The organism is Pedobacter sp. AC163 (genome assembly GCF_979258665.1).
The window spans coordinates 3,191,303-3,212,459 of the sequence record NZ_OZ409872.1 but is presented as its reverse complement, the minus strand read 5'-3'; the positions used below and the strand labels follow the sequence as shown (position 1 = coordinate 3,212,459).

11 protein-coding genes are annotated in these 21,157 nt (G+C 37.9%); 2 read left to right on the top strand and 9 right to left on the bottom strand.

All coding sequences use genetic code 11. From position 1 onward, the window contains the following. Nucleotides 1–72: 72 nt before the first annotated feature. The 5 genes from ACZZZK_RS13850 to ACZZZK_RS13830 form a co-directional block, all read right to left on the bottom strand. Entirely contained in the window at nt 73–1,557 is a 1,485-nt protein-coding gene (locus ACZZZK_RS13850; protein WP_463484641.1) for a RagB/SusD family nutrient uptake outer membrane protein, read from the bottom strand. A gap of 35 nt (nt 1,558–1,592) precedes the next feature. Further along, nucleotides 1,593–4,568: a SusC/RagA family TonB-linked outer membrane protein gene (locus tag ACZZZK_RS13845; protein WP_463484640.1), complete on the bottom strand. Its 2,976-nt coding sequence runs from the start codon at nt 4,566–4,568 to the stop codon at nt 1,593–1,595. Nucleotides 4,569–5,039: 471 nt separating this feature from the next. Beyond that, nucleotides 5,040–6,593 carry a SusD/RagB family nutrient-binding outer membrane lipoprotein gene (locus ACZZZK_RS13840; RefSeq protein WP_463484639.1) on the bottom strand — a complete coding sequence of 518 codons (1,554 nt, stop codon included), beginning with the start codon at nt 6,591–6,593 and terminating at the stop codon, nt 5,040–5,042. 20 nt (nt 6,594–6,613) lie between these two features. Continuing rightward, nucleotides 6,614–9,778, bottom strand: coding sequence for a SusC/RagA family TonB-linked outer membrane protein (locus tag ACZZZK_RS13835; RefSeq protein WP_463484638.1), 3,165 nt, complete (start codon nt 9,776–9,778; stop codon nt 6,614–6,616). A 354-nt stretch (nt 9,779–10,132) separates the two neighbouring features. Further along, nucleotides 10,133–12,628, bottom strand: a complete 2,496-nt coding sequence (locus tag ACZZZK_RS13830) for a M14 family metallopeptidase (protein ID WP_463484637.1) — start codon at nt 12,626–12,628, stop codon at nt 10,133–10,135. An 87-nt stretch (nt 12,629–12,715) separates the two neighbouring features. Here ACZZZK_RS13830 and ACZZZK_RS13825 point away from each other — a divergent pair, with 87 nt between their 5' ends. After that, nucleotides 12,716–14,017, top strand: a complete 1,302-nt coding sequence (locus ACZZZK_RS13825) for a UDP-N-acetylmuramoyl-tripeptide--D-alanyl-D-alanine ligase (RefSeq protein WP_463484636.1) — start codon at nt 12,716–12,718, stop codon at nt 14,015–14,017. Nucleotides 14,018–14,259: 242 nt separating this feature from the next. On the opposite strand, the gene ACZZZK_RS13820 is transcribed toward ACZZZK_RS13825, so the two are convergent. The 4 genes from ACZZZK_RS13820 to ACZZZK_RS13805 form a co-directional block, all read right to left on the bottom strand. Next, a complete protein-coding gene (locus ACZZZK_RS13820) occupies nt 14,260–17,118 on the bottom strand; it encodes a TonB-dependent receptor (protein ID WP_463484635.1) in 2,859 nt (952 codons plus the stop codon). Between the two features lie 176 nt (nt 17,119–17,294). Further along, nucleotides 17,295–17,783, bottom strand: a complete 489-nt coding sequence (locus tag ACZZZK_RS13815; RefSeq protein ID WP_463484634.1) for a gliding motility lipoprotein GldH — start codon at nt 17,781–17,783, stop codon at nt 17,295–17,297. After that, entirely contained in the window at nt 17,752–19,272 is a 1,521-nt protein-coding gene (ricT, locus tag ACZZZK_RS13810; protein WP_463484633.1) for a regulatory iron-sulfur-containing complex subunit RicT, read from the bottom strand. Before ricT ends, ACZZZK_RS13815 begins: the two co-directional genes overlap by 32 nt. A gap of 3 nt (nt 19,273–19,275) precedes the next feature. Further along, nucleotides 19,276–20,424 carry a DNA polymerase III subunit gene (locus tag ACZZZK_RS13805; RefSeq protein WP_463484632.1) on the bottom strand — a complete coding sequence of 383 codons (1,149 nt, stop codon included), beginning with the start codon at nt 20,422–20,424 and terminating at the stop codon, nt 19,276–19,278. Between the two features lie 313 nt (nt 20,425–20,737). Between ACZZZK_RS13805 and ruvX the strand changes: the two genes are divergently transcribed. Further along, complete coding sequence (gene ruvX, locus ACZZZK_RS13800; protein ID WP_463484631.1) at nt 20,738–21,154, top strand: Holliday junction resolvase RuvX; 417 nt, start codon at nt 20,738–20,740, stop codon at nt 21,152–21,154. Nucleotides 21,155–21,157 lie beyond the last annotated feature (3 nt).

Sequence of the window (21,157 nt, the reverse complement as noted above, 5' to 3'; positions counted from 1 at the left end):
ACACAGTCTACTAAAAACAAAAAAAGGTCTCAACTATACGCTGAGACCTTTAAAATAATAAGATGATTTAACCTACCATCCTGGATTCTGAACCAGGTTTGGATTTAAGATAATATCATTTGTTGGCAACCCCCAAACAAATTTCGGATCAGATGCTGCAATTGTTAAGCCAGTAAAACCCGTCGAATTTTGAACAGCAGCAGGAACTTGAGCAGTTCCCCTAGTAAATCCTTGACCCCATCGTTTCAAATCAAACAAATGGAAACCATCAAAATTTAGCTCACGAGTACGTTCGGCTCTTACCTCGTTGATTAAAGCTGGGCCAGTTAGGCCAGATAATGCTGTTAATCCACGAGCAGTACGAAGTGCATTTAAAGCCGTTAAAGCATTGCCACTTTGACTTAAATTAGCAGCAGCTTCGGCAGCAATTGCATAAACCTCACCTATACGAAAAATCTTATTTGCATTTTGATAATTAGTAAACTGCGTAGTAAACAGGGCTGGATTTCCTGGAAATTTATTAACTAACCAAACATTAGGATAATTGATGCCCTGCATACGGATCAACTTTTGCTCGAAATAAACGCCCTTCCTTATATCAGTAGCATCATAGCTATCAACCACGGTTTGTGTTGGGATAAAGTCTGGAGCGAAAAAGCCACCTGCACCATTTAAACCCAAATATATGGCGTTCGTATTTACAGTTTCGGCTAATGTCGCATTTATACGCATAATATCTTCTTGTGCTGCATCTGTAGCCCAATACGATTTTAATCCAGCAGCAGTAGTATAAAGTGGGTACCTTCCGGAGGCAATTAAGGTATTTGCAGCATCATAAGCTCCTTGCCAATCCTGCATATCTAGTCTAACTCTAGCTTCTAATGCCAATACAGCATCTGGAGTGAAATATCTTGCTCCTTTTATATTAGCTCTTTTGGTATTGAGAGATTTAGCATAGGCTAAATCTGCTAAAATCTGATCGTATGTAGCTTTAACTGTAGCCCTTGCAGGTTTTGCTGCCAAATCAAATTCGGTAACCAATGGAATACCAGGATCACTTGCTGCAGTAGCTGGATTATATGCTTTTGCAAATCTTTTCACTAATTCGTGAAAGTAGTATGCTCTAGCCATTCTCGCATCAGCTTTGTAGGTGTTTAAACTGTCTGTTTGTGCTCCGGCAGAGGCTTGTATTTGCTCGTAACCCTTAATAACTACGTTAACATTTGATAAACCTGAATAATATCCCTGATAAACACCAGCGAAATCGTCATTATTTAAAAAACTTCCCCAACGGTGAGGGGCTCCATTTCTGTTTCCAAAATCTATTGAAGCATTCAATTGATCTCCTTGTACTTCTTGTAAAATGTTATAACTACCATAAACACGGCCTCTTAATGCCGAATATATCCCTGAATTCCAATATTTGGCATCGAGAACGCTATTAAAACCGGTAGATATATCAACGGCATCATATGGCTTTAGATCCAGCTTTTTACATGAAGTAATTGCTGTAAAAGTCAATGCGGCCCCTACTAATCCCAAAATTATATTTTTCATAACTTTATTATATTTTAAAGTATATCTCTTATTTATTAAAATGTCAATTGCATACCGAAACCAACTTGTCTGGTATTAGGGTTAACGCCTAAGGTTAAGTTAGAATCTACCTCTGGATCTGGACCAGTATAATCAGTAAATGTTAAAAGATTTCTTGATACAAAGAAAATCTTTGCACCTTTAACTACTTTCGTATGGCTCAATATTGACTGGGGTAAGTTATATGCCAATTGAACGTTCTTTAATCTTAAAAAAGAAGCATCTTCAATTAATCTGCTGTCAAATTGAGTAAACTGTTGAGTAAGATTCGGAAATGTAGCATTTTGCCCAGGAGTTTTCCAGTAGTCTAAGACTGTTACTGCTTGGTTGAAACCTGAAAATGTAGTAGGGTTCTCAAAGAAATACCTATCGTTATTGATTAAGTATTTACCTTGTGAGAACGTGAAGTCTACACTTAAGGAAAGTCCTTCATAGCCAGCATTGAAACCGAAGCCACCGTTCAACCACGGATAGCGTTCAATACCAGTATTTTGTTGCAAGTTAGCTGCCGAGAACGTGCTTGTAACTGCATTAGGATCTGTTCTTGTATTAATACTTCCATCGCCTGCATTAGGGATATACCATTGAGGCAAACCATTTGCTGGGTTAACACCCGCCCACATCGGATAAACGAAAGAAACAGGTTGGCCTATTGCCCAAAGTACCCCAGTTCCAGAATTTACGAAGTAATTCTTACCCTGAAATAATTCTGTGATTTTGTTTTTGTTAAAGTTGGCATTGATGTACGGTGTAATAAACGCGTTGTGCTCGTCATTAGTCCAAACATCAAAATTTAAACTTACATCTAAACCTTTATTTTCCAAAGCACCGACATTTGTTCTAACCAGTGAATAGCCTGTTGTAAATACTTGAGGCACATTGAATAACTGTCTACTTGTTTCGCGGAAATAGAGCTCCACATCTAATCGGAAACGTTTTAAAAACTCTGCTCTGAAACCAAAAGATGTTTTTTGTTGTTTTTCCCATCCCAAATCTGGGTTTCCAGCTGTATTCTGCAAAACAGTAGATAAACCATTATAATTAGTACCACCAGCTGCAGTAGCTAAATTGTCATAATTACCAATCGCTGAGTTACCACTCGTTCCTGTACTTGCTCTAACTGTTAAATCATTTAACCATTCAACATCTTTAAGGAAACTCTCTTCTTTAGCCTTCCACATTCCACCAACGGACCAAAATATTGCGCTTTTATTGTTCACGCCAAAGCGAGAAGATTTATCTTCGCGAATCGAACCATCAATGTAGTATCTGTTATTGTAGTTATATTCTAAACGTCCAAACAAAGACTTAAATGAGTATTCAGTTTTAAATGAACTCACGCCTCTGTTAGTAGCATTACCGTTTTGCAAGATAAATAAATTATCATTTGGCAGACCAACCGTACTACCACCAAATTCTTGTGTAGTTCCATCTACATATTCCTGGCCAACTAAAGCAGTGAAGTTATTTTTACTTAATGAAAACTTATATTCTAGTGTATTGGTAACTGTTTTATTGATCCTTCTTGAATAATACTCAGAAAGTGTACCAGCCCCAGGAAATGCTGCATAAGAAGGTAACCTTGCATCTGTAGTTCTATCAATAAAACCATCAATACCAGCTTGTGATTTAAAAGTCAAATTTTTAACAGGTGTAATTTCTACGAAACCACTTGGCGTAAAAGTTAAACGATTTCTGTTGTAAGGTGTATTGTCAGCCAAATACCTAGGGCTGTATCGACCCCATCCAGGAATTAACGTACCATAATACTCATTTCCATTTGCATCGAAAGGAGAGAACCAAGGCTGGGCTAACAAAGCCAACGGACCGTTCGTATCATTACCAGCTAAAGGGTTAGTTTGTGTATCAGAACTACCACCAGCAAGATTTAAACCCAATTTCATGTAATCGTTCAGGGTTGTAGTGAGATTCGATCTTAACGTATAACGGTCAAAATTTGAACGGAATCTATTACCTTCACTATCGAAAAAACTTCCTGAAATATAGTATGAAGTTTTACCCCCTCCACCAGAAACAGTTATATCCGTTTGGTATGTAGGCACATCCTTTTTAAAATAATAATCATACCATTTAGTGTCGTTAGGGTATTGCGCCAGAAGTGTAGCTGTTTGAGCGGCAGTTCTTAAGCCTTGCTCAATTTGCAACTGGCTTAATTGCGCTGTATTAAGAAAGTTTCTATAAAATTTATCGCTTGCAGGATTTGCAACCGAATACTGTCCTTGGACTGTAATTGTTGCGTCTTGTCCTATTTTACCTCGCTTTGTCGTAACATAAATAACACCATTTGCAGCACGTGCACCATAAATAGAAGTGGCTGACGCATCTTTTAGAACCGATATATTTTCGATATCATTTGGATTTGTATTCAGAATGGTTGATTCATCTACCTGGATACCATCCAATAGGAAAAGTGGCGCATTACTCGCACCCAAAGATCCTACTCCATGCAATCTTATGGATGATGTTGCAGATGGCTCACCTGACGATGTGAAAACTTGTAATCCTGAAACTTTACCTTGCATAGCATCGAAAGCATTTGCTACCGGCTTACTCTCTACGGTTCTTGCACCTACAACAGCGACCGTACCAACGGTAGATGAAATTCTCCTGCCTGAACCATAACCGCTAACTACAACCTCGTCCAATACTCTCGAATCACTTTCAAGAGCAATGTTCAAGATATTACCATTTGCAGGAATAGATTTAGTGATTTTTGTGTAACCAACAGAGGTAAATTCAATTTCTACCACACCTGCTCCAACACTTATCGAATAGCGACCATTAACATCGCTGGTGGTACCACCTGTACCATTTTTTACTCTGATACTAGTACCAGGGAGAGGTAATCCATCCTCTTTAGCGGTAACTGTACCTGTAATTGTTCGGTTTTGTGCCCATGCAGATCCAGCAAGTAGCATTAACACGAACAAACTTTGTAGAAGTTTTTTCATGAAATTTAAGTTAGTTAGTGATTGATTTGTTTGAACATCTAATTTAAATATTACAACAGATTTCTTCGCATGAGCCTATAGAAAAAACACAATTAATAGGAATAGCAAACAACTATGACAATAAAATTACGATAGTATTAAAACTGTATTAGTCAAATACATAAAGAGTGAGTTATATATTGCTTTGAGCCGGTTAGGGGAAAATCCTATGGGAACAGGTATAACATTTACAGTTTCCAGATATTAAAATTGTGTATGGATAACTAGAAATCTACACTGATATTTGATATTATGTATCACTTTTTCTGAGATTAGTTAGCTAAACAATAATCCGCTTTTCGAAGAGAACGGGAAGTTGCACCTATCAGAGTTGGTGAATCATTTACCATAAATTTTGGAAGTTAAAAAAAAATGCCTCTAAAAAGCTGATAACTTTATAGAGGCATTACATTTTACTAGAATTTTATAACATTATTTTTCCCAAAAAATCTTATTGGTAAAAATGTCAATAATTGGCACATTCGCACCGTTGTTTGCTAGCTCATTTTGAGGATAGGGGATACGTAATGGTAATTTACCTCCACTAGCATTATTAATACCTACAGGCAAGTTAGAAGGAAATCCAGTCCGACGATATTCTGTCCATGCCTCGTGGCCATTGAAGCCATTGTTTGCAATCCACTTTTGAGTGATAATCGCTTCAAATTGTTTATCTGGAGTTCCAGCAACAGCCCAGTTAACTAGCGGCTGTGTAGAAGTGGTGTAATAGGTTGTAGCTGCTGCCGCTGTAGAGCCTAAAATCTTGAAAGACTCTTGGATTCCGGCTTGATATGCTGCTTGAGCACCTGCGTTTCCTCCTGGAAGGTAGCCTTTCAACATAGCTTCAGCTTGTAGAAAAAAGCCTTCCGCTGCAGTCATTAAATATGCTGGTTTAGAAAATCCGCTATTAGCACTTGAAGGTAATACCCCAGCACCAACCGCCGAATAGTTATCTTTTTTAGTGGTCGTTGTTGCTGTTGTTCCTGGATATACTCCAACATAGGTAGCTCCTGGTGCTACCGGTGTAACTGCAGGTCTGTAAAGCAAGCCTACACGTGGATCATTATTAGCTAATAAAAAGTCAACTGCGTACTTATTGCCTCTGGTTGCTTGATAATTTGATGTTTCTGCACCATTAACTTGGAAGCCAATTGCACCATATAATGGATTATACTTCCCGGCCTGATTAAAATAGCCCGGATTAACTCCTACATTCTCTCCCGCAGCCAAAAAAGACTTACCTGCCAATGTCGCAAATCCCGCAGCTACTTTCGTTGCTCTAGACTGAATCAAAGATTGTCTTAAAAGAACACGAAGCTTTAGTGTATTAGCAAATCTTATCCATTTATTCATTGCAACAGCTGGAGCTGTTGTTATTGAACCATTACCAAAAATGATGTCACTTGATGTAGAAGGATTATCGCCTGTTGCTGTAGTATTGATAATGGCAATACTTGCATCAATAGTAGAAAGTATTCCATCATATATATCTTCAGCTTTATCATATTTTGCAGATAATAAATCTGTACCCTTCAAAGCGTCCTTGTAAGGAACATCTCCCCAAGTATCAACTAACAATTGAAAATTATAAGCCTGCATAATTTTTGCAATTGCCTGGGCATTTACTTTTCCGTTAATTGTTGATTGAGTCTCTACATATTTTAGGTCGTTTAATGCGTCTGCGTAAAGTGTTGTCCATACTCCATCATATGTAGATGATGTGAAGGCATACGTTTCCTGTGGTTGGTAGAATGCAAAGTCAGGAGACTGAGCCCAATTCCCAGCTAACAAATTACCCAGTATATTAAAGTTGTTGTTTACAACAGTCCCTGTCGAAGCTAAGGCCGCAGGCAGTACAAGTTCTGGAGTAGTAGTTGTTGGTGTATTTGGATTACTATTAATATCCAAAAAGTTTTTTTCACAACCACTTAGCGAGACTGCTAATGATAAAAAGGCTACTCCCTTTATGATATTTTTGATTTTCATTTTCTTAGATTTTATTATAACTAAAAACTAGCACTTAAGGTAATACCAAAGGTACGTGTAGAAGGTATACTAGTAAATTCTCTTCCTTGTGAATTGTTGGTACCGAAAATACTTGCCTCAGGATCTACATAAATATTTGATTTTGGAGTCCATAATAAAATATTTGCACCAGATACAGCAACGCTCACTCTTCCAAAAGGAGTTTTATTTAATAAATTAGCAGGTAGTCTATATGTTAAAGAGATATCTCTTAACTTCAAGAATGCTGCGTCGATAATATTGGATTCTGCAATTTGGGCATAATTTCCGTACCAAAAATCATAACTACCGCTACGTGTTTTCACTGAAGTATTCGGGATAAAATTACCAGAATTTAACGGAGACTCTATTACTGAATTAGGGTAAACAAATGGCTGACGGCCATATTCAACAGTTTCTAAGCTCGATCCTGTAAAGGTAAGTTGGCTTTTTGTTCCTGAAAAAAGTACATTTCCCGAACGAAAATCCAAAGTTGTGGAAAGAGAAAACGCTTTATAAGAGATTGTGTTGTTAAATCCTAAAATATGTTTAGGATTAACTTGTCCTAAATTTCTCAACGTCGGATCTTTTCTAATGAAACCAGTGGTTGCATCTACAACAACCCTACCTTCTGAATCTCTTAAATATGCTCCCCCTACCAACGAGATTGGTTGTCCAACAATTGCTGTAGGAACAGGATCACCACCACCAAGCGATAACTGCTTAGAATCCTGATATAATGACTCAACTATATTTTTATTGTTTGTATAAGTAAAACTAAAATTCCAAGAAAAACCATCGCGGTTTGCGAAAGGGTTACCTTTCAACGCCACCTCAATACCTTTGTTTGTAACTAAACCAGCATTAACAGTTGCAGCGGTGAAACCTGTTGATGATGCCACACCAATGTTAATGATTTGACCATCCGTTTTAGTATTGTAATAAGTAAAGTCTAAACCTAACTTATCTTTCAAAAATGACAATTCAGCTCCAACCTCAAATGCCTTTGTAAATTCAGGTTTCAAGTTTGGATTTGGCGTTGTATTAGATAACGAGAAAGCTGCAAGTGAGCTATAAGGGAAGTTGGTAGCTGGACCAAATGTTGGCTGCAAGCTATATGCACCGGCATCAGACCCTACTTTAGAATAACTTGCTCTAATTTTCGCATATGATAACACGTCATTATCTTTTAATGACTCTATTGCTGAAGTAGGAATGAAACTTAAATTTACAGAAGGATAGAAATATGAATTATTATCTTCAGGAAGAGTAGAAGAAATATCATTTCTTAAAGTTCCGTTTAAGAATAAATAATTCCTGTATCCTACGGTTAGATCTCCTGCCCATCCGATTAAACGCTTCTTGTTAATGCTTTCACTACCTCCTAATTCTCCTACTCTATTAGAGAGATTGAAAAAACCTGGTGTAGAAAGCGCACTTGCTGAAGCAGTTAAATTCCGAGTATCTACCTGGCGAACGTTGTTCAATAGAATTAATGTAGCATTGAAATCTTTATTCAAATCCTTTTTAAATGTTAGCAATAAATCTGAGTTCATAATCCTGTTTGAAAATGCATTTTCAGTTATTGCGCCTGGAGTTGCAGTTGGACGTTGTCCTGCACCAAAGGTTGTTTTTTCAAATGTTGATTTCGTTCTGCTAGAGGCATAATCAGTTCCCAATCTCCAAGTAACATTCAACCATTTAGTTGGATCGTAACCTACTTGGAAACTACCTAGAAAACGATCTAGATTATCAGCATATCTATTATTAGCTATATTGTAGTAAGGGTTAGGCTGATATCCATTGAAATACCCCTGTGTAGTAGCAAACTCATAGTTTTTCCAATCTTTGAAGTCTTCAAGATTGATCTGACGACTGGTATTCAAAACAGCATCCATAACACTATTATTTCCACCACCAACGAAAGAGGTATTAGTTAGGTTCTTATTGTAACTGATGTTAGCACTTACGTTGAAATTATTAGCCAGCTTTGTAGCTCCAGATAATTTGAATGTGTTTCTTCTAAACTTGTCGCCAGGAACAACACCTTTAACTTCATTGTCAGAAAGTGAGGCATAAAATGAGCCTTTTTCACTTCCACCTTGAAATGAAACTGAATTCTGAAAATTTGTTCCTGTATCGAAGAAGTTTTTGATGTTATCTTCAACAGCACTGTAAGGAATCATTAGTTTATTACCATTAGCAAGAGTAGGACCAGACTGAACGATAGAACCGTCTAATTTTGGCCCCCAGTTTGTGTTCTCGATTGGATCATATTCTGTAACAGACACACCATTAACAATATCCGTTTCATAACCAGAACCGTACTCGTTTTGAACTTTTGGTAATTTTTGAACGTTATCTATTTGGAAAGTTGAAACAACATTGATTTCCATTTTTTTATTTCTAGAAGCTGCATCCTTTCCTGTTTTTGTTGTTATGATTATCGCTCCATTTACACCTTGAGAACCGTATAATGCGGCAGCATTCGCTCCTTTTAAAACTGTCACAGATTCAATGTCATCAGGATTAATATCACCTACACGGTTTCCAACGTCAACTTGATTTGCTGAAGTTGAAGAAGGCTGTCTAGCACCATTATCAATAGGAACTCCGTCAATCACAAATAATGGCTGTTGTTCGCCCTGTAAAGACCTGATACCTCTCATAGTAATACGTGTTGCAGTGTTAACACCACCACTCGAACGACCAATTTGAACTCCAGCAGTTTTACCGGTTAATCCATTTATTAAGTTGGTCTGTCTACCATTTGTTAAGTCCTGTGCTTTAACAACATCAGCAGAATAACCTAGTGACGCTCTATCTTTTTCTATACCGACAGCGGTCACAACCACTTCATTAAGAACTTTGGCGTCTGAAATCAGACTAATATTAATTATTGAAGCCGAACCAAGTGATTTTGTCTGCTTCACATAGCCAATATAGCTGAATTCAAGCGAAGTCGCAGTACTTGGAACTCTTAGAGAGTACTTACCATCAGCACCTGTTACCGTGCCACCGGCTGCACCTAGGATTTTTACACTTACCCCTGGGATAGGCTGCTTGTCATCCGAGGAAGTAACTGTTCCTGTGATTGTTCGGTCTTGAGCCATTGCAGTTACTGAAATGAACATCAAGATGAACAAACTTTGTAGAAGTTTTTTCATTTTTACGAAATAAGTTAGTTAATGATTAATGATTGGCCTAATTTAAGAGTTGTTGAGCACGTTAGAAAATTTTTCTTAACATATTTTAACATAGTTTTAATCTTGCTCCAATAAAAGAGCTGAAACGATCATAAGAAATTAATAATCAGAATATTACAGTTTTACTCACCTGTAATCAATGAATAGATTTACGAATTTTTTGTTGGATAATTTTAACTTATAAGGCCAAAATAAACCAGTGTTATCAGAATTTAAGAGGCAATTATGAGCGAATTCGCCTTATTGTTGATAAAAATCAAGAAAAAAACCCTAATAATTAGATAAGAATGTAACTCACTGCAATAGATCATATTACTAATAACTACAAAATAGAATATTCCCAAAAAGTGTCTTGCCACCTTCCCAAAAGTTTCTAAAAAGAGGATCGTTTGCCAGATAAACTACCTGGCCTTTACCAAAATCCTGGACACCAATTAACAAACCTGATTTTAGCTCTTCTCTTACCTTTTTTCCAACGACACCAGCCATTAAACTTTTATCATTTACCTGACCAACATTCCAACCTTTTGTAAAAGGCTCATAAATTTTACGATCTGTTTTTAGCGTATAGTAGAATTTACCCAAACCGTAGGAGAAGGGGTGAGATGCATCTAAATTTACTTTATAGATTGCGCCTGGAATAGCAAATTCGAAATCATCTTTATCTTTGTTTTTAAACAGAAGTTTACTTGGCTCCGGTTTTTCATCCTTTTTAACCACCGCTTCCTTCTTTTTAATATCATAACCCTTTTTCTCCAGAACACTCTCGATAGCATCCTCCATTAAAATCAGTTTTCCACCTTTATTTAACCAGGCGGTTAAGCCCTCACCTATAAAAGGACCGTAACTTCCATCAGGAAGAATCAAAGTATTTACCTTATTGATATCCAAATTGTTGAAATCTTTTGCATTAATGATGCTTGGCGAAAGATTTAAATCATGCTCCAAATAAAACCAAGCCTCGCCAAAAGCTAAAGAAGAAACCTCATTTCCTGATGCAATTGCAATTTTAGGCTGTTTTAAAATAGGATAAACATTAGAGCCAAAGTCTTTCCCCTTTTCTACAAAACCACTGGTTATGCCTCGTACGGGTTTATCAAATTTCTTCGCCACCACTACAACCTTATCTTTTAAACCTTTAACCGTCTTTTCGTTTTCAGTTCTTAAAACAATTAAGGTTCCGGCAGGATAATCTCTACCAGCTACCGTGAAGGCTTGATCTGATTGCCTCACTTTTATATTTTCTTTCTGTAAATTAATTAAAACACCAGCATCTTCAGCTGATCCCCAAGAAAATAACCAAGCCAAGGGTTTGTCAATGTCGTTAGATGTTGGGTCGGCAACAGATAGATCAGGATATTTGCCCTTAAAACTTTCTTTACTGGCATAAGCTTTCAAACCATATACATAAGGCAGCGCCCAAGCTGTTATATCATAGGTGTTCGAGTCGGTAACAAAAGTTTGGGGCTCCAGCAACACATTGGCCAGTACTGCTCTAGGCTGTTGAATATTTACAATCAAGTCGTTTCGATCGATAGAGAAATTCTCCTCTTTTTGGGTATCGTAGTCATATCCTCTACCCGATTTGTCTGCGCCATAAGCATACTGAATTTTATTTTTACTTAACAGTTCCGCCAATTTTTTCAATCTGGAAATATTACTTGCCTTAATGATATAGGTTTTATAAGCTCCCGGAGCTGCTATCAATTCTTGTTGGAAGTATTTTTTATATTCCTCCATTAACTTCGCCTGATTTTGAGAAGATACTTCGACCGTTGACATGCCCGTTGCGAAATGATGGGCAATTCTATCTTTCAACGTAAGCGTATCACCATCATTTGTAACCACAGATAAACCTGCCTTGATCCCTCCTTGCTCATAAGTCATACCGATTGAGCCGTTATACAAGGGATAAGTATCGCCGTAAGATGGATAAAGTAAGTCGAACCGCTCTTTAGTGAAATACTGCCAACCTTCAGCATCGAAATATTTAGCATTATTTTTCCCTACAACCACTTGAAAACTTCTTTGCCAAGGGGTAATATCCTGATGAACAGGTTCTGCCGCTGGCGCAAAATAATAGGGTTCATTATAGCTTTGTTCATGAAAATCGACATGAACCTGAGGCATCCACTCATTATAAAGCGCTAAACGTTGTTTACTTTCCAGTTGGGTTTGCCAAGCCCAATCTCGGTTTAAATCAAAGTAATAATGATTTGGCCTTCCACCTGGCCATGGCTCAATATGCTCCCGGGAAGCGGGATCGGAATTAGGCGTTTTGCCAACCACACTATTAAAGTAATTTACATAACGGTCTCTTCCATCGGGATTTAAACACGGATCTATCACTACAATTGTATTTTTTAGCCAATTATTGGCTTCCACATTTTTGCCGGAGGAAAGTGTGTAAAGCATTTTCATAGAAGTTTCAGTAGAATTTGCTTCATTTCCATGCACATTATAGCTCAACCAAACGATGGCTGGTTGTGCTTTTATATCAACTGTATTATCTGCACCAGTAGCTAATTTTAAGTTATTGGTTCTAATTTGCTCTAATCTGGCAATGTTTTCAGGCGCAGATATTACGGCAGCCAATAGTGGTCTACCTTCATTTGTTTTTCCGTATTCGATTAATTTGATGTTTTTTGGAGAAGCAACAGCAGTTTGTTTAAAGTAATCGGCTACTTTATAATGCGGCGTAAAATGCGCACCAAGTTCATAACCTAAAAACTCATCAGGCGATTTGATTTGGGCATTCAAAACCAAAACAGAAGCCATAAAAACCAGACAGAACGTTATGCTTTTTTTCATAAAACAATTAAATTTTATCTAATGTAGTAATTTTGCTTTTTGTTATTGCTAAACCTTAATTTTACAGCATAATTATTAACAATAAAGATGATTACAACAGCCGAATTATACCAGCACTTCCTTAACAATCCGCTTATCTCAACGGATACCAGAGATATTTCTGGTGGCTGCATCTTCTTTGCTTTGAAAGGCGATAATTTTAATGCCAATACTTTTGCAGCACAAGCTATTGAAAAAGGGGCTTCTTTTGCTGTAGTAGATGAGGAAGAGTATGCGGTAAATGAGAACTGTTTATTGGTTGATGATGTTCTTCTTACCTTACAGGATTTAGCCCGGCATCACCGCAAACAATTAAATATTCCAGTGATTGGTTTGACAGGGAGCAACGGAAAAACAACGAGTAAGGAGTTGGTTAATGCCGTTTTAGCAGAGCGATATAAAACTTTTGCAACGGCTGGCAATCTAAATAACCACATTGGCGTTCCACTTTCCATCTTAGCCATTACTAACAATGTGGAAATTGCGGTAATAGAAATGGGCGCAAACCATCAGAAAGAAATAGAATTGCTTTGTACTATTGCCCAACCTACTCACGGCATTATTACGAACGTAGGCATGGCGCATTTAGATGGGTTTGGCGGTTTTGAAGGCGTAAAGAAAGGCAAAGCAGAACTTTATGCTTATCTTAAAGAAACCAATGGCTATACTTTTATTAATAGAGATAATGCCTATTTATTGGAAATGAGTGCTCAAGCCGGGCTAAGTAAACTCATTTATTATGGCACTGAAAATGGAAATACCATTAAAGGAATGTTAAAAAGCAGTGATCCTTTTATTGAAGTTGAATGGACCAATCATGACGTTTCAACGGCAGTAAAAACTAATTTAACCGGCCGTTATAATTTTGAGAATATTCTGGCTGCAATTTGCATTGGCGATTTCTTTGATATGGACCCTGAAGATATTAATAGCGGGCTTGCCAACTATCAGCCAAAAAATAACCGCTCTCAGTTAACGAAAACCGAGCGCAATACCGTGATTTGTGATTTTTACAATGCTAACCCAAGCAGTATGATGGCGGCTTTGAATAACATTTCCGTATTATCTGCAGATAAAAAGACAGCTATTTTAGGCGATATGTTTGAGCTTGGGCCAGAATCTGCTATACAACACGAATTAGTTGCAAAACAAGCTACTCAAAGCGGTTTAAACAAGATTGTTTTTATAGGAAGCCATTTTTATGCTTTTAAAGATAGCTTTGATGGTATGTTTTTTGAAACGCCTTCCGCAGCAGCTACGTATTTAGTAGCAAACAGAATAGAGAATAACCTGGTTTTGCTTAAAGGATCAAGGGGAATGAAGCTGGAAAGTTTGTTAGAGTATTTGTAGGGGCCTCACCCATTGAAAGGAAGATTTTTGGCTAATGCTGTAACCGCCCTCTCCAGACGAGAGAGTTTTTGGGTACGGAACTTTAAACCAAAAATTTCAAATCACAATTCTCTCAATTTCCTCCTCTTTGGGAAGGAAACGCAGAAATTAGCCTAACACCAACATTGATAGGGTGGAGTTCGGAGCTAAAAAAAGCGTTGCACATTTCTGTACAACGCTTCTAGTTGTTTGGTTGTATTATCTTAAAAAGTACAAGCTATTTTTCCGTAAACATACCGGCCGCTAAAACCGAACTGACTTACTGCTCTTGGATATAAAAATCTACCATTTGAAGTATTGTCTAATCCTCCTGTATAACTGCTTGTAGAAGCACTGTTAAAGTTTGTTTCATTGTTACGAGCATCGATGTATAACTTATCAGGATAAACATCAAAAATGTTATTCGCTCCTACAGTGACAGTCCACATTTTACTTGGTGCATAACTCACTGAGAAATCAGAAACCCATTTAGGAGAGAAAGTTTGGTCTAATTGAGTTGGCAAACCATTTGCCGGAATATTAGGATCTATAGCGTTTAAGTAAGTTACCTCGCCAAAACGAACAGTTCGTGCTACAAAAGATAATTTATCTACGTTATAAGTAGCGGTAATATTCAATTTGTTTTTGGGTACGGAACTTTCAAAACGAGAACGTTCTAACCTATCGAAAAGTTTAGCTTTTAATGCTGGGTCGCTTTCAATTTTATCCGATCCTTGAATACTTCTAACCACAGTTTTATTCATATTTCCAGCAACGCTTAAAATTAAGCTGCTTTTGGTTCCTAAAGTAAATTTATTGGTTAAAACTACATCAATACCAGCTGTATTTGTTTTAATAGCGTTAGTAAAAAATTGTACACTATTAACCTGAGCAGCTGGATCTACTGTATTTAAAATTTGATTTACCACACCTGTTGGCACAAGAACACCGCCAGAACGTTCACGAGCATACTGACTAGAAAAAACAATACGATCGCTAATGTCAATGTTATAAGCATCAACGGTAAATGTAAATGTTTTGGCAATTCTTCCGGCTAAGCCTAAACTTCCTGACTTGGAAATTTCTGGCTTTAAAGCACCAACACCAAATTGACCTACAATAGGATTTGTATTATTTACCGTTAGCACCTGTGTAGCAGCCGTCCCAACAAATTGCGTACTCTCATTATTAAAATACTGTTGGTGTAAAGATGGCGCTCTGAAGCCTGTGGCATAAGCTCCACGCAATGACACATCACCAAACAGTTTAATTTTGCCTGTAAACTTATAAGAGAAATTAGAACCAAAATCGCTGTAATGTTCGTAACGACCTGCAGCACCTATCGTTACTCTCGTCCCAAATTCAGCTTCTAAATCTGCATATGCACCAACATTATTTCTTGATTTATCTAATGCATTACTAGGTTTAAATCCTGGAAATACCTGCGAGCCTGAAGCCGTTGGTGAAGTACCAATTAATCTTCCTCCATTTGAATAGGATAATAATTCACCTTCTTTGATTTGATAGTTATCTATTCTGAATTCAGCACCGAATGCAGTGTTTAACGTGCTAAGGAAGCTTCCGTCAAGCTCATGTTTTTTATTAACATCGAAATTGCTGGTGTTTTGTCTGAACAACAATTCTCCAGCATAAAATGACCTTGGACTTGTACCAGTTGGTAAAGAGGCATTAACCGTATTATCGATATTGAACTTGATAGTATTTTCTCCACTGGTATTGCTTAAATCATAATCCCAGGTGCCAATTTTACCTCTTAAACCGGCCGAAAATGAATAATCATTGATTGAGGTATTAATAAAAGGCAAAAATCCATTAGGATAAATTGACAAATCTATTTGAGTGGTTTGAGTAGGCAAACGATAGAAACCGGCTGCGCTACCCGTTTTATGTGTGAAACCGGCTGCATAATACAATTGTGTAGTTTTACCAAAATTAAATTGGCCGTTTAAGAAACCGCCTCCATTTTTAGAATCAGAGTTACCAACACGCATATTATTTCTATCTAAACCATTTGCTGCTGCTCTTGCATCGTCAGCAGCTTTTAAACTGGCGAAACGAGTTTGAAAAGCGGCTTCAGTTTCGGTTGCTCCTCTAGTTGGATTAGCAGAATATAGAAGCGGGCGAGTATCTAAACCACCCCGGTTAGTGTAACCACGTTGTAAGTATTGTGCAGCAAAATTGATGAAACCTTTATCATTTTTAAAAGCCCAGCCTTTGCTAAAATCTACCTGAAAGGTTCTACCGTCGCTAAAATCGCGACCTAAAGCACTTGATGATGATTGCCCAAAAGAAGTAGAAATGCTATACGGTGTTACCTTTTTTAACACGATATTAACTACGCCTGCAATTGCATCAGAACCGTATTGTGCAGCAGCGCCATCACGCAAAACTTCAATACGTTCAATTGCCGAAACTGGAATTGAGTTTAAATCTGTACCAACTGACCCTCGTCCGAAAGTACCGTTAATGTTAACCAAAGCTGTAGTGTGACGGCGTTTTCCGTTTACGAGAACCAAAACCTGATCTGGCCCTAAACCCCGTAAAGATGCTGGATCGATGTGATCCGTACCATCAGAAACTGTTTGCCTATTTGAACTAAAAGATGGTGCAACGAAATTTAAAATTTGTGTTAAATCTGTTTGAGCAAATACCTTAACGTCTTTAGCAGAAATTAAATCTACAGGAACAACACTTTCAATGTTCGTTCTCGGTGTAGACCGTGAACCAATTACTACAACATCTCCTAAATTAGATTTCGTTTCTAATAAAGTAAAATCTAGCGTTTTAACAGATTTCTCAATGGTAACATCTTGCTCTGCGTTAACATAACCAGTAAAAGTGACACGAACTTTATAGGTTCCGGCAACAGGAAACTTTAATGAATATTGGCCATTGCCATCTGTTGAAGTTCCAATTTTCTGACCAACAACTTGTACACTGGCTCCTGGGATGGCCACGCCGGTAGAATCGGCTACCTTTCCTTGCAAGCTTTGTGCAAATAACTGACTGGATATAATTAGAAAAAAGAGTGGGAGGGAGATTTTGAGTAAATTTCTTATCATAAATTATTGTTTGTTTATCAGCAATGATAACAATTTTATTACAATAACAAATATTTTACAATCATTTATCCAAATAAAATTCGAAAACGATTCTTTCGGCAATCTTTTTTAAAATTTTATGCGCCTTTTATCTACAAACTTAAATCACTATACAGAAAAATAGCAATTAAAAAGTCTTATTCAACCTCTTCTACCAAAATACCAACATCGCTAACTTCCACTAAAGGATTATCCCGCATATTTTGCTCAATTTCAATTTCAAACTTTCCATTTCTCGGGAAACGATGGTTTTCCAGCAATGGTAAAGTGTAATTGAATAGATTTCCCGATCCACTACCTAACCATTCGCCATCTTTTTTAGCCAATTGAAATTCGAATCGTTGATTAACCATTGCTTTTCCATCTTTAAAATGAGCCAGAATAAAAATATTCGAATATTTATACTCAGCGGTATGCCTCAACTTAAAATAAACATTATAGGCTTTTGTATTATCTTTTATTTCAAATGCTGTAGTAATATGATTACGATAAGTCCATTTGCGTTCAGGAATTTCCACATTGCTATCAATAACACTCGACGTACATCCTGTAAAAAACGATGCAACCAAAAGAAAGCTCAATAAAAAAGCTGTTTTATTCAGAAGCAGGTTTATTCTCTGAGCCATTTGTATTGTTTCGGCGGTTATTATTTTTTCTACGGTTATTTCTATTCTTGTTTTTACTTTGCTCAGGCTTCGCACCTTCAACACTTTGAGCTCCTTCCGCCTTCACTACGGGTTTCTGCTGCTGAGGTTTCGGTCCGGCATTTTGCGGTTTTGGTCCGTTAACATGAGCAGGTTTTGGCACCGCTTGCTGTTGGTTTTTTTGATTGGCATGCTGAGGTTTAGCACCAGCATTTTGAGGCTTGGCACCTTGCTGAGGCTTCTGGGGATTCTGCTGCGACCTGTTGTTAGGCTCATTGCTTTTTTCGCCAACCGGAACACGCTCTCTTCTGTTATCGTTTTTATTATTGCGGTTTTTCGAATTCCTGTTTTGATTGTTTTTCCCTCTCGAACGTTCATCCAAACGGGTTAAACTATCCTGGCCAACCACGTTTTCGTAATCGAATGATTTTTCAACCACTACCGGAGCAGCAATCTGAACAGCTTCTTCTTTAAGGTTTGGCGCTTTTTTACCAGCCTTATTCATCACCATGATTTCTTTAACACGAGCGGCTTTAACCGGGATCCAGTTTTCATCACCCTGATAACTAAACCACATTATCTTTTTGAAAATATCAGTTTTTTGATGACGGGCATAACCCGCTTCAGTATCTAAATTTTCAATGCGATCAGGAATATCCTTCAGCGCATCTAAATAAGTATCCAGCTCATAATTTAAACAACATTTCAACTTTCCGCACTGGCCAGCAAGCTTCAACGTATTTAAAGAAAGGTTTTGATAACGGGCAGCAGCCGTAGAAACCGTTTTAAAATTGGTTAACCAGGTAGAACAGCACAATTCACGTCCACATGAACCAATTCCACCTAAACGACCGGCTTCCTGGCGCATTCCAATCTGGCGCATTTCAATCCGAATCCGGAAACTCTCAGCCATTTTTTTAATCAGCTCGCGAAAATCAACACGGCCATCAGCAGTATAAAAGAAAGTTGCTTTTGTTTTATCCGCCTGGTAATCCACATCACTAATTTTCATTTGCAAACGAAGATCTAAAGCCAGTTTACGGGCTTTGTGCATGGTTTCCCATTCCATTTCTTTCGCGGCATTCCATTTTTCTACATCCGCTTCGGTAGCTTTGCGATAGATTTTTTTGACTACCTGATCTAACGAAGTTTTGCGTCGTTTCATTTGTACGCGAACCAATTCGCCAGTTAATGAAACATGGCCAACATCAAAGCCTCCGGTTGGTCCTTCAACGGCAACCAGCTCGCCAATTTCCAAATAAATGTTATCCGTATTAAGGAAAAATTCTTTTCTTGAACCTTTAAATTTTATTTCTGTAACCTGAAAAGGTTTATAACTTGAGGGCATATCCAGGTTGGATAGCCAATCGTGAACTTCCATTGTCTGGCACCCACCGGTACCGCATGAGCCATTACTTTTGCATCCATTAGGGGTGCAACCACCACCTGTTGAACAACTTCCACATCCCATAATCTAATTGTATATATATTGAGTCCCCTGAGGGAGCGTTTTAAACTTTATAATTTTTACCAACTGTAAAGATACATCTAAAAACAGAATTTTAGGATTTGCATTCCTTTCGATATGGTAATGTGCTTTCTCCAACTCACCAATTATTGCCTCGGCCATTGGCAACGTGAGTACGTGTGTGCTGAGCTTTTTTGCGGTTTCAAGCGTTAACGGAGGCAGTTTTACCAGGTCTTCCGCTCCACTTAAAATTAGGCAACATTCGCGTAAATAATTTACACCGTACTTTAAAAAATTCTTTTGATTTTCCCTTCCCCACTTTGCCGCTTCATCGGTAAAATCTATCAATTCGGGCACTTTGTTGCTAAAACCATTTCTAAGCCAACTGGTAAAAGTACCCGAGCTGTCACTCTGAGTATCGGCGGCAAGTGCCTTCGCCTCAATCAAATTTCCATCAGCCAGAAATGCATAATCTATTGCCTGATGTTCAGTTAAACTTCCTGAATTAAGCAAATAACCAGTAACCTCTGCCCCGGTAAGTTTTGGCATTTTAACAATTTGCGTTCTTGATAATATGGTAGTTAAAATTTGATCCTGACTTTGTGCAATCAAAATAAACAGTGTATTTGCAGGCGGTTCTTCAATCAGTTTCAGCAAAGCATTTCCAGCTTTGTCCAAATACTCGGGCAGCCACATAATCAAAACCTTCGTTTCAGCTTCAAAAGCTTTATAGCTTAATTTTTTTATAATATCGTGGCATTCGGCTATTGGAATATTGGCTTGTTTGTTGGCTGCATCGAGTTTCGATCGCCAGATATCCATATCAAAATACGGATCATGCATCACCATACTGCGCCATTCTTCCAGTACATCTACCGCAGTTTTTGTACTGGCAGATGCAAAAAATGGATAAGAAAAATGTAAGTCGGGATGAATGAGCCGATCATACTTTCTACAGCTTGAGCATTCTCCGCAGCTATCATTTTCCATTTTATTTTTGCAGTTAATGTATTGCGCATAGGCAATTGCCAGTGGCACCGCACCAGAACCCACCGGCGATAAAAAAAGCTGGGCATGGCTCACCCGGTTTTCCTTTACCGTTTGCACCAATTGTTGCTTAATTTTGCCTTGTCCGATGATTTCTTTAAACTGCATTTGGTGCAAAATAAGAAATAGATATGAGAATTGAAGCTTTGTTATTCTGATCTTCTTTCAGGAGCTGCATTTTTTAAATTAAAACGACATTTTATTGATTAGAAAAGCAAGCTCCGGTAACGCTTTTGTTCCGTTCGGTCCCTCTTTCCGCTTTCTCCCAAATTGTACCCATTTGGGGATGCCGCTGCAATAGGGTTTAGAGCGCAAGTGAGGTCGCTTTTCCACCCCAAAAACCCATTTACCAAAAAACCTTACCTTTGGGGCTTTTAATTTTCGCAATGGTCAAAGCATTGCGCCACAGGCAAAACACTATATGGCAAGAATTCTCGCTTTTGATTATGGAACTAAACGTATCGGTATCGCCGTAACCGATCCCTTGCAGATTATTGCAACAGGCTTGGACACCGTTCATCCAAAAGACATTATCGATTATATCAAAAAGTATATGTTAGCAGAGCAAGTGGAGGCATTTGTTTTAGGCGATCCAAAGCAAATGAATGGATCAGATTCTGAATCAAAACAACATGTTAAAGGCTTTTCTACGCTACTTAAAAAATCATTTCCAACCGTACCACAGCATTGGGTTGATGAGCGTTTTACCTCCAAAATGGCACAGCAAGCCATTATGCAAAGCGGCTTAAAAAAGATGGACCGGAGAGATAAGGATCGGGTGGATACCATCGCCGCCACCATTATTTTACAATATTTTATGGAAACCAACCGTTTATAACCG

Excerpts from the sequence above, each read along its gene's own strand:
- ACZZZK_RS13830 (WP_463484637.1), bottom strand. The coding sequence starts at position 12,628 with ATGAAAAAAAGCATAACGTTCTGTCTGGTTTTTATGGCTTCTGTTTTG.
- ACZZZK_RS13840 (WP_463484639.1), bottom strand. The coding sequence starts at position 6,593 with ATGAAAATCAAAAATATCATAAAGGGAGTAGCCTTTTTATCATTAGCA.
- ACZZZK_RS13815 (WP_463484634.1), bottom strand. The coding sequence starts at position 17,783 with ATGGCTCAGAGAATAAACCTGCTTCTGAATAAAACAGCTTTTTTATTG.
- ruvX (WP_463484631.1), top strand. The coding sequence starts at position 20,738 with ATGGCAAGAATTCTCGCTTTTGATTATGGAACTAAACGTATCGGTATC.
- ACZZZK_RS13825 (WP_463484636.1), top strand. The coding sequence starts at position 12,716 with ATGATTACAACAGCCGAATTATACCAGCACTTCCTTAACAATCCGCTT.
- ACZZZK_RS13835 (WP_463484638.1), bottom strand. The coding sequence starts at position 9,778 with ATGAAAAAACTTCTACAAAGTTTGTTCATCTTGATGTTCATTTCAGTA.
- ricT (WP_463484633.1), bottom strand. The coding sequence starts at position 19,272 with ATGGGATGTGGAAGTTGTTCAACAGGTGGTGGTTGCACCCCTAATGGA.
- ACZZZK_RS13845 (WP_463484640.1), bottom strand. The coding sequence starts at position 4,568 with ATGAAAAAACTTCTACAAAGTTTGTTCGTGTTAATGCTACTTGCTGGA.
- ACZZZK_RS13820 (WP_463484635.1), bottom strand. The coding sequence starts at position 17,118 with ATGATAAGAAATTTACTCAAAATCTCCCTCCCACTCTTTTTTCTAATT.
- ACZZZK_RS13805 (WP_463484632.1), bottom strand. The coding sequence starts at position 20,424 with ATGCAGTTTAAAGAAATCATCGGACAAGGCAAAATTAAGCAACAATTG.
- ACZZZK_RS13850 (WP_463484641.1), bottom strand. The coding sequence starts at position 1,557 with ATGAAAAATATAATTTTGGGATTAGTAGGGGCCGCATTGACTTTTACA.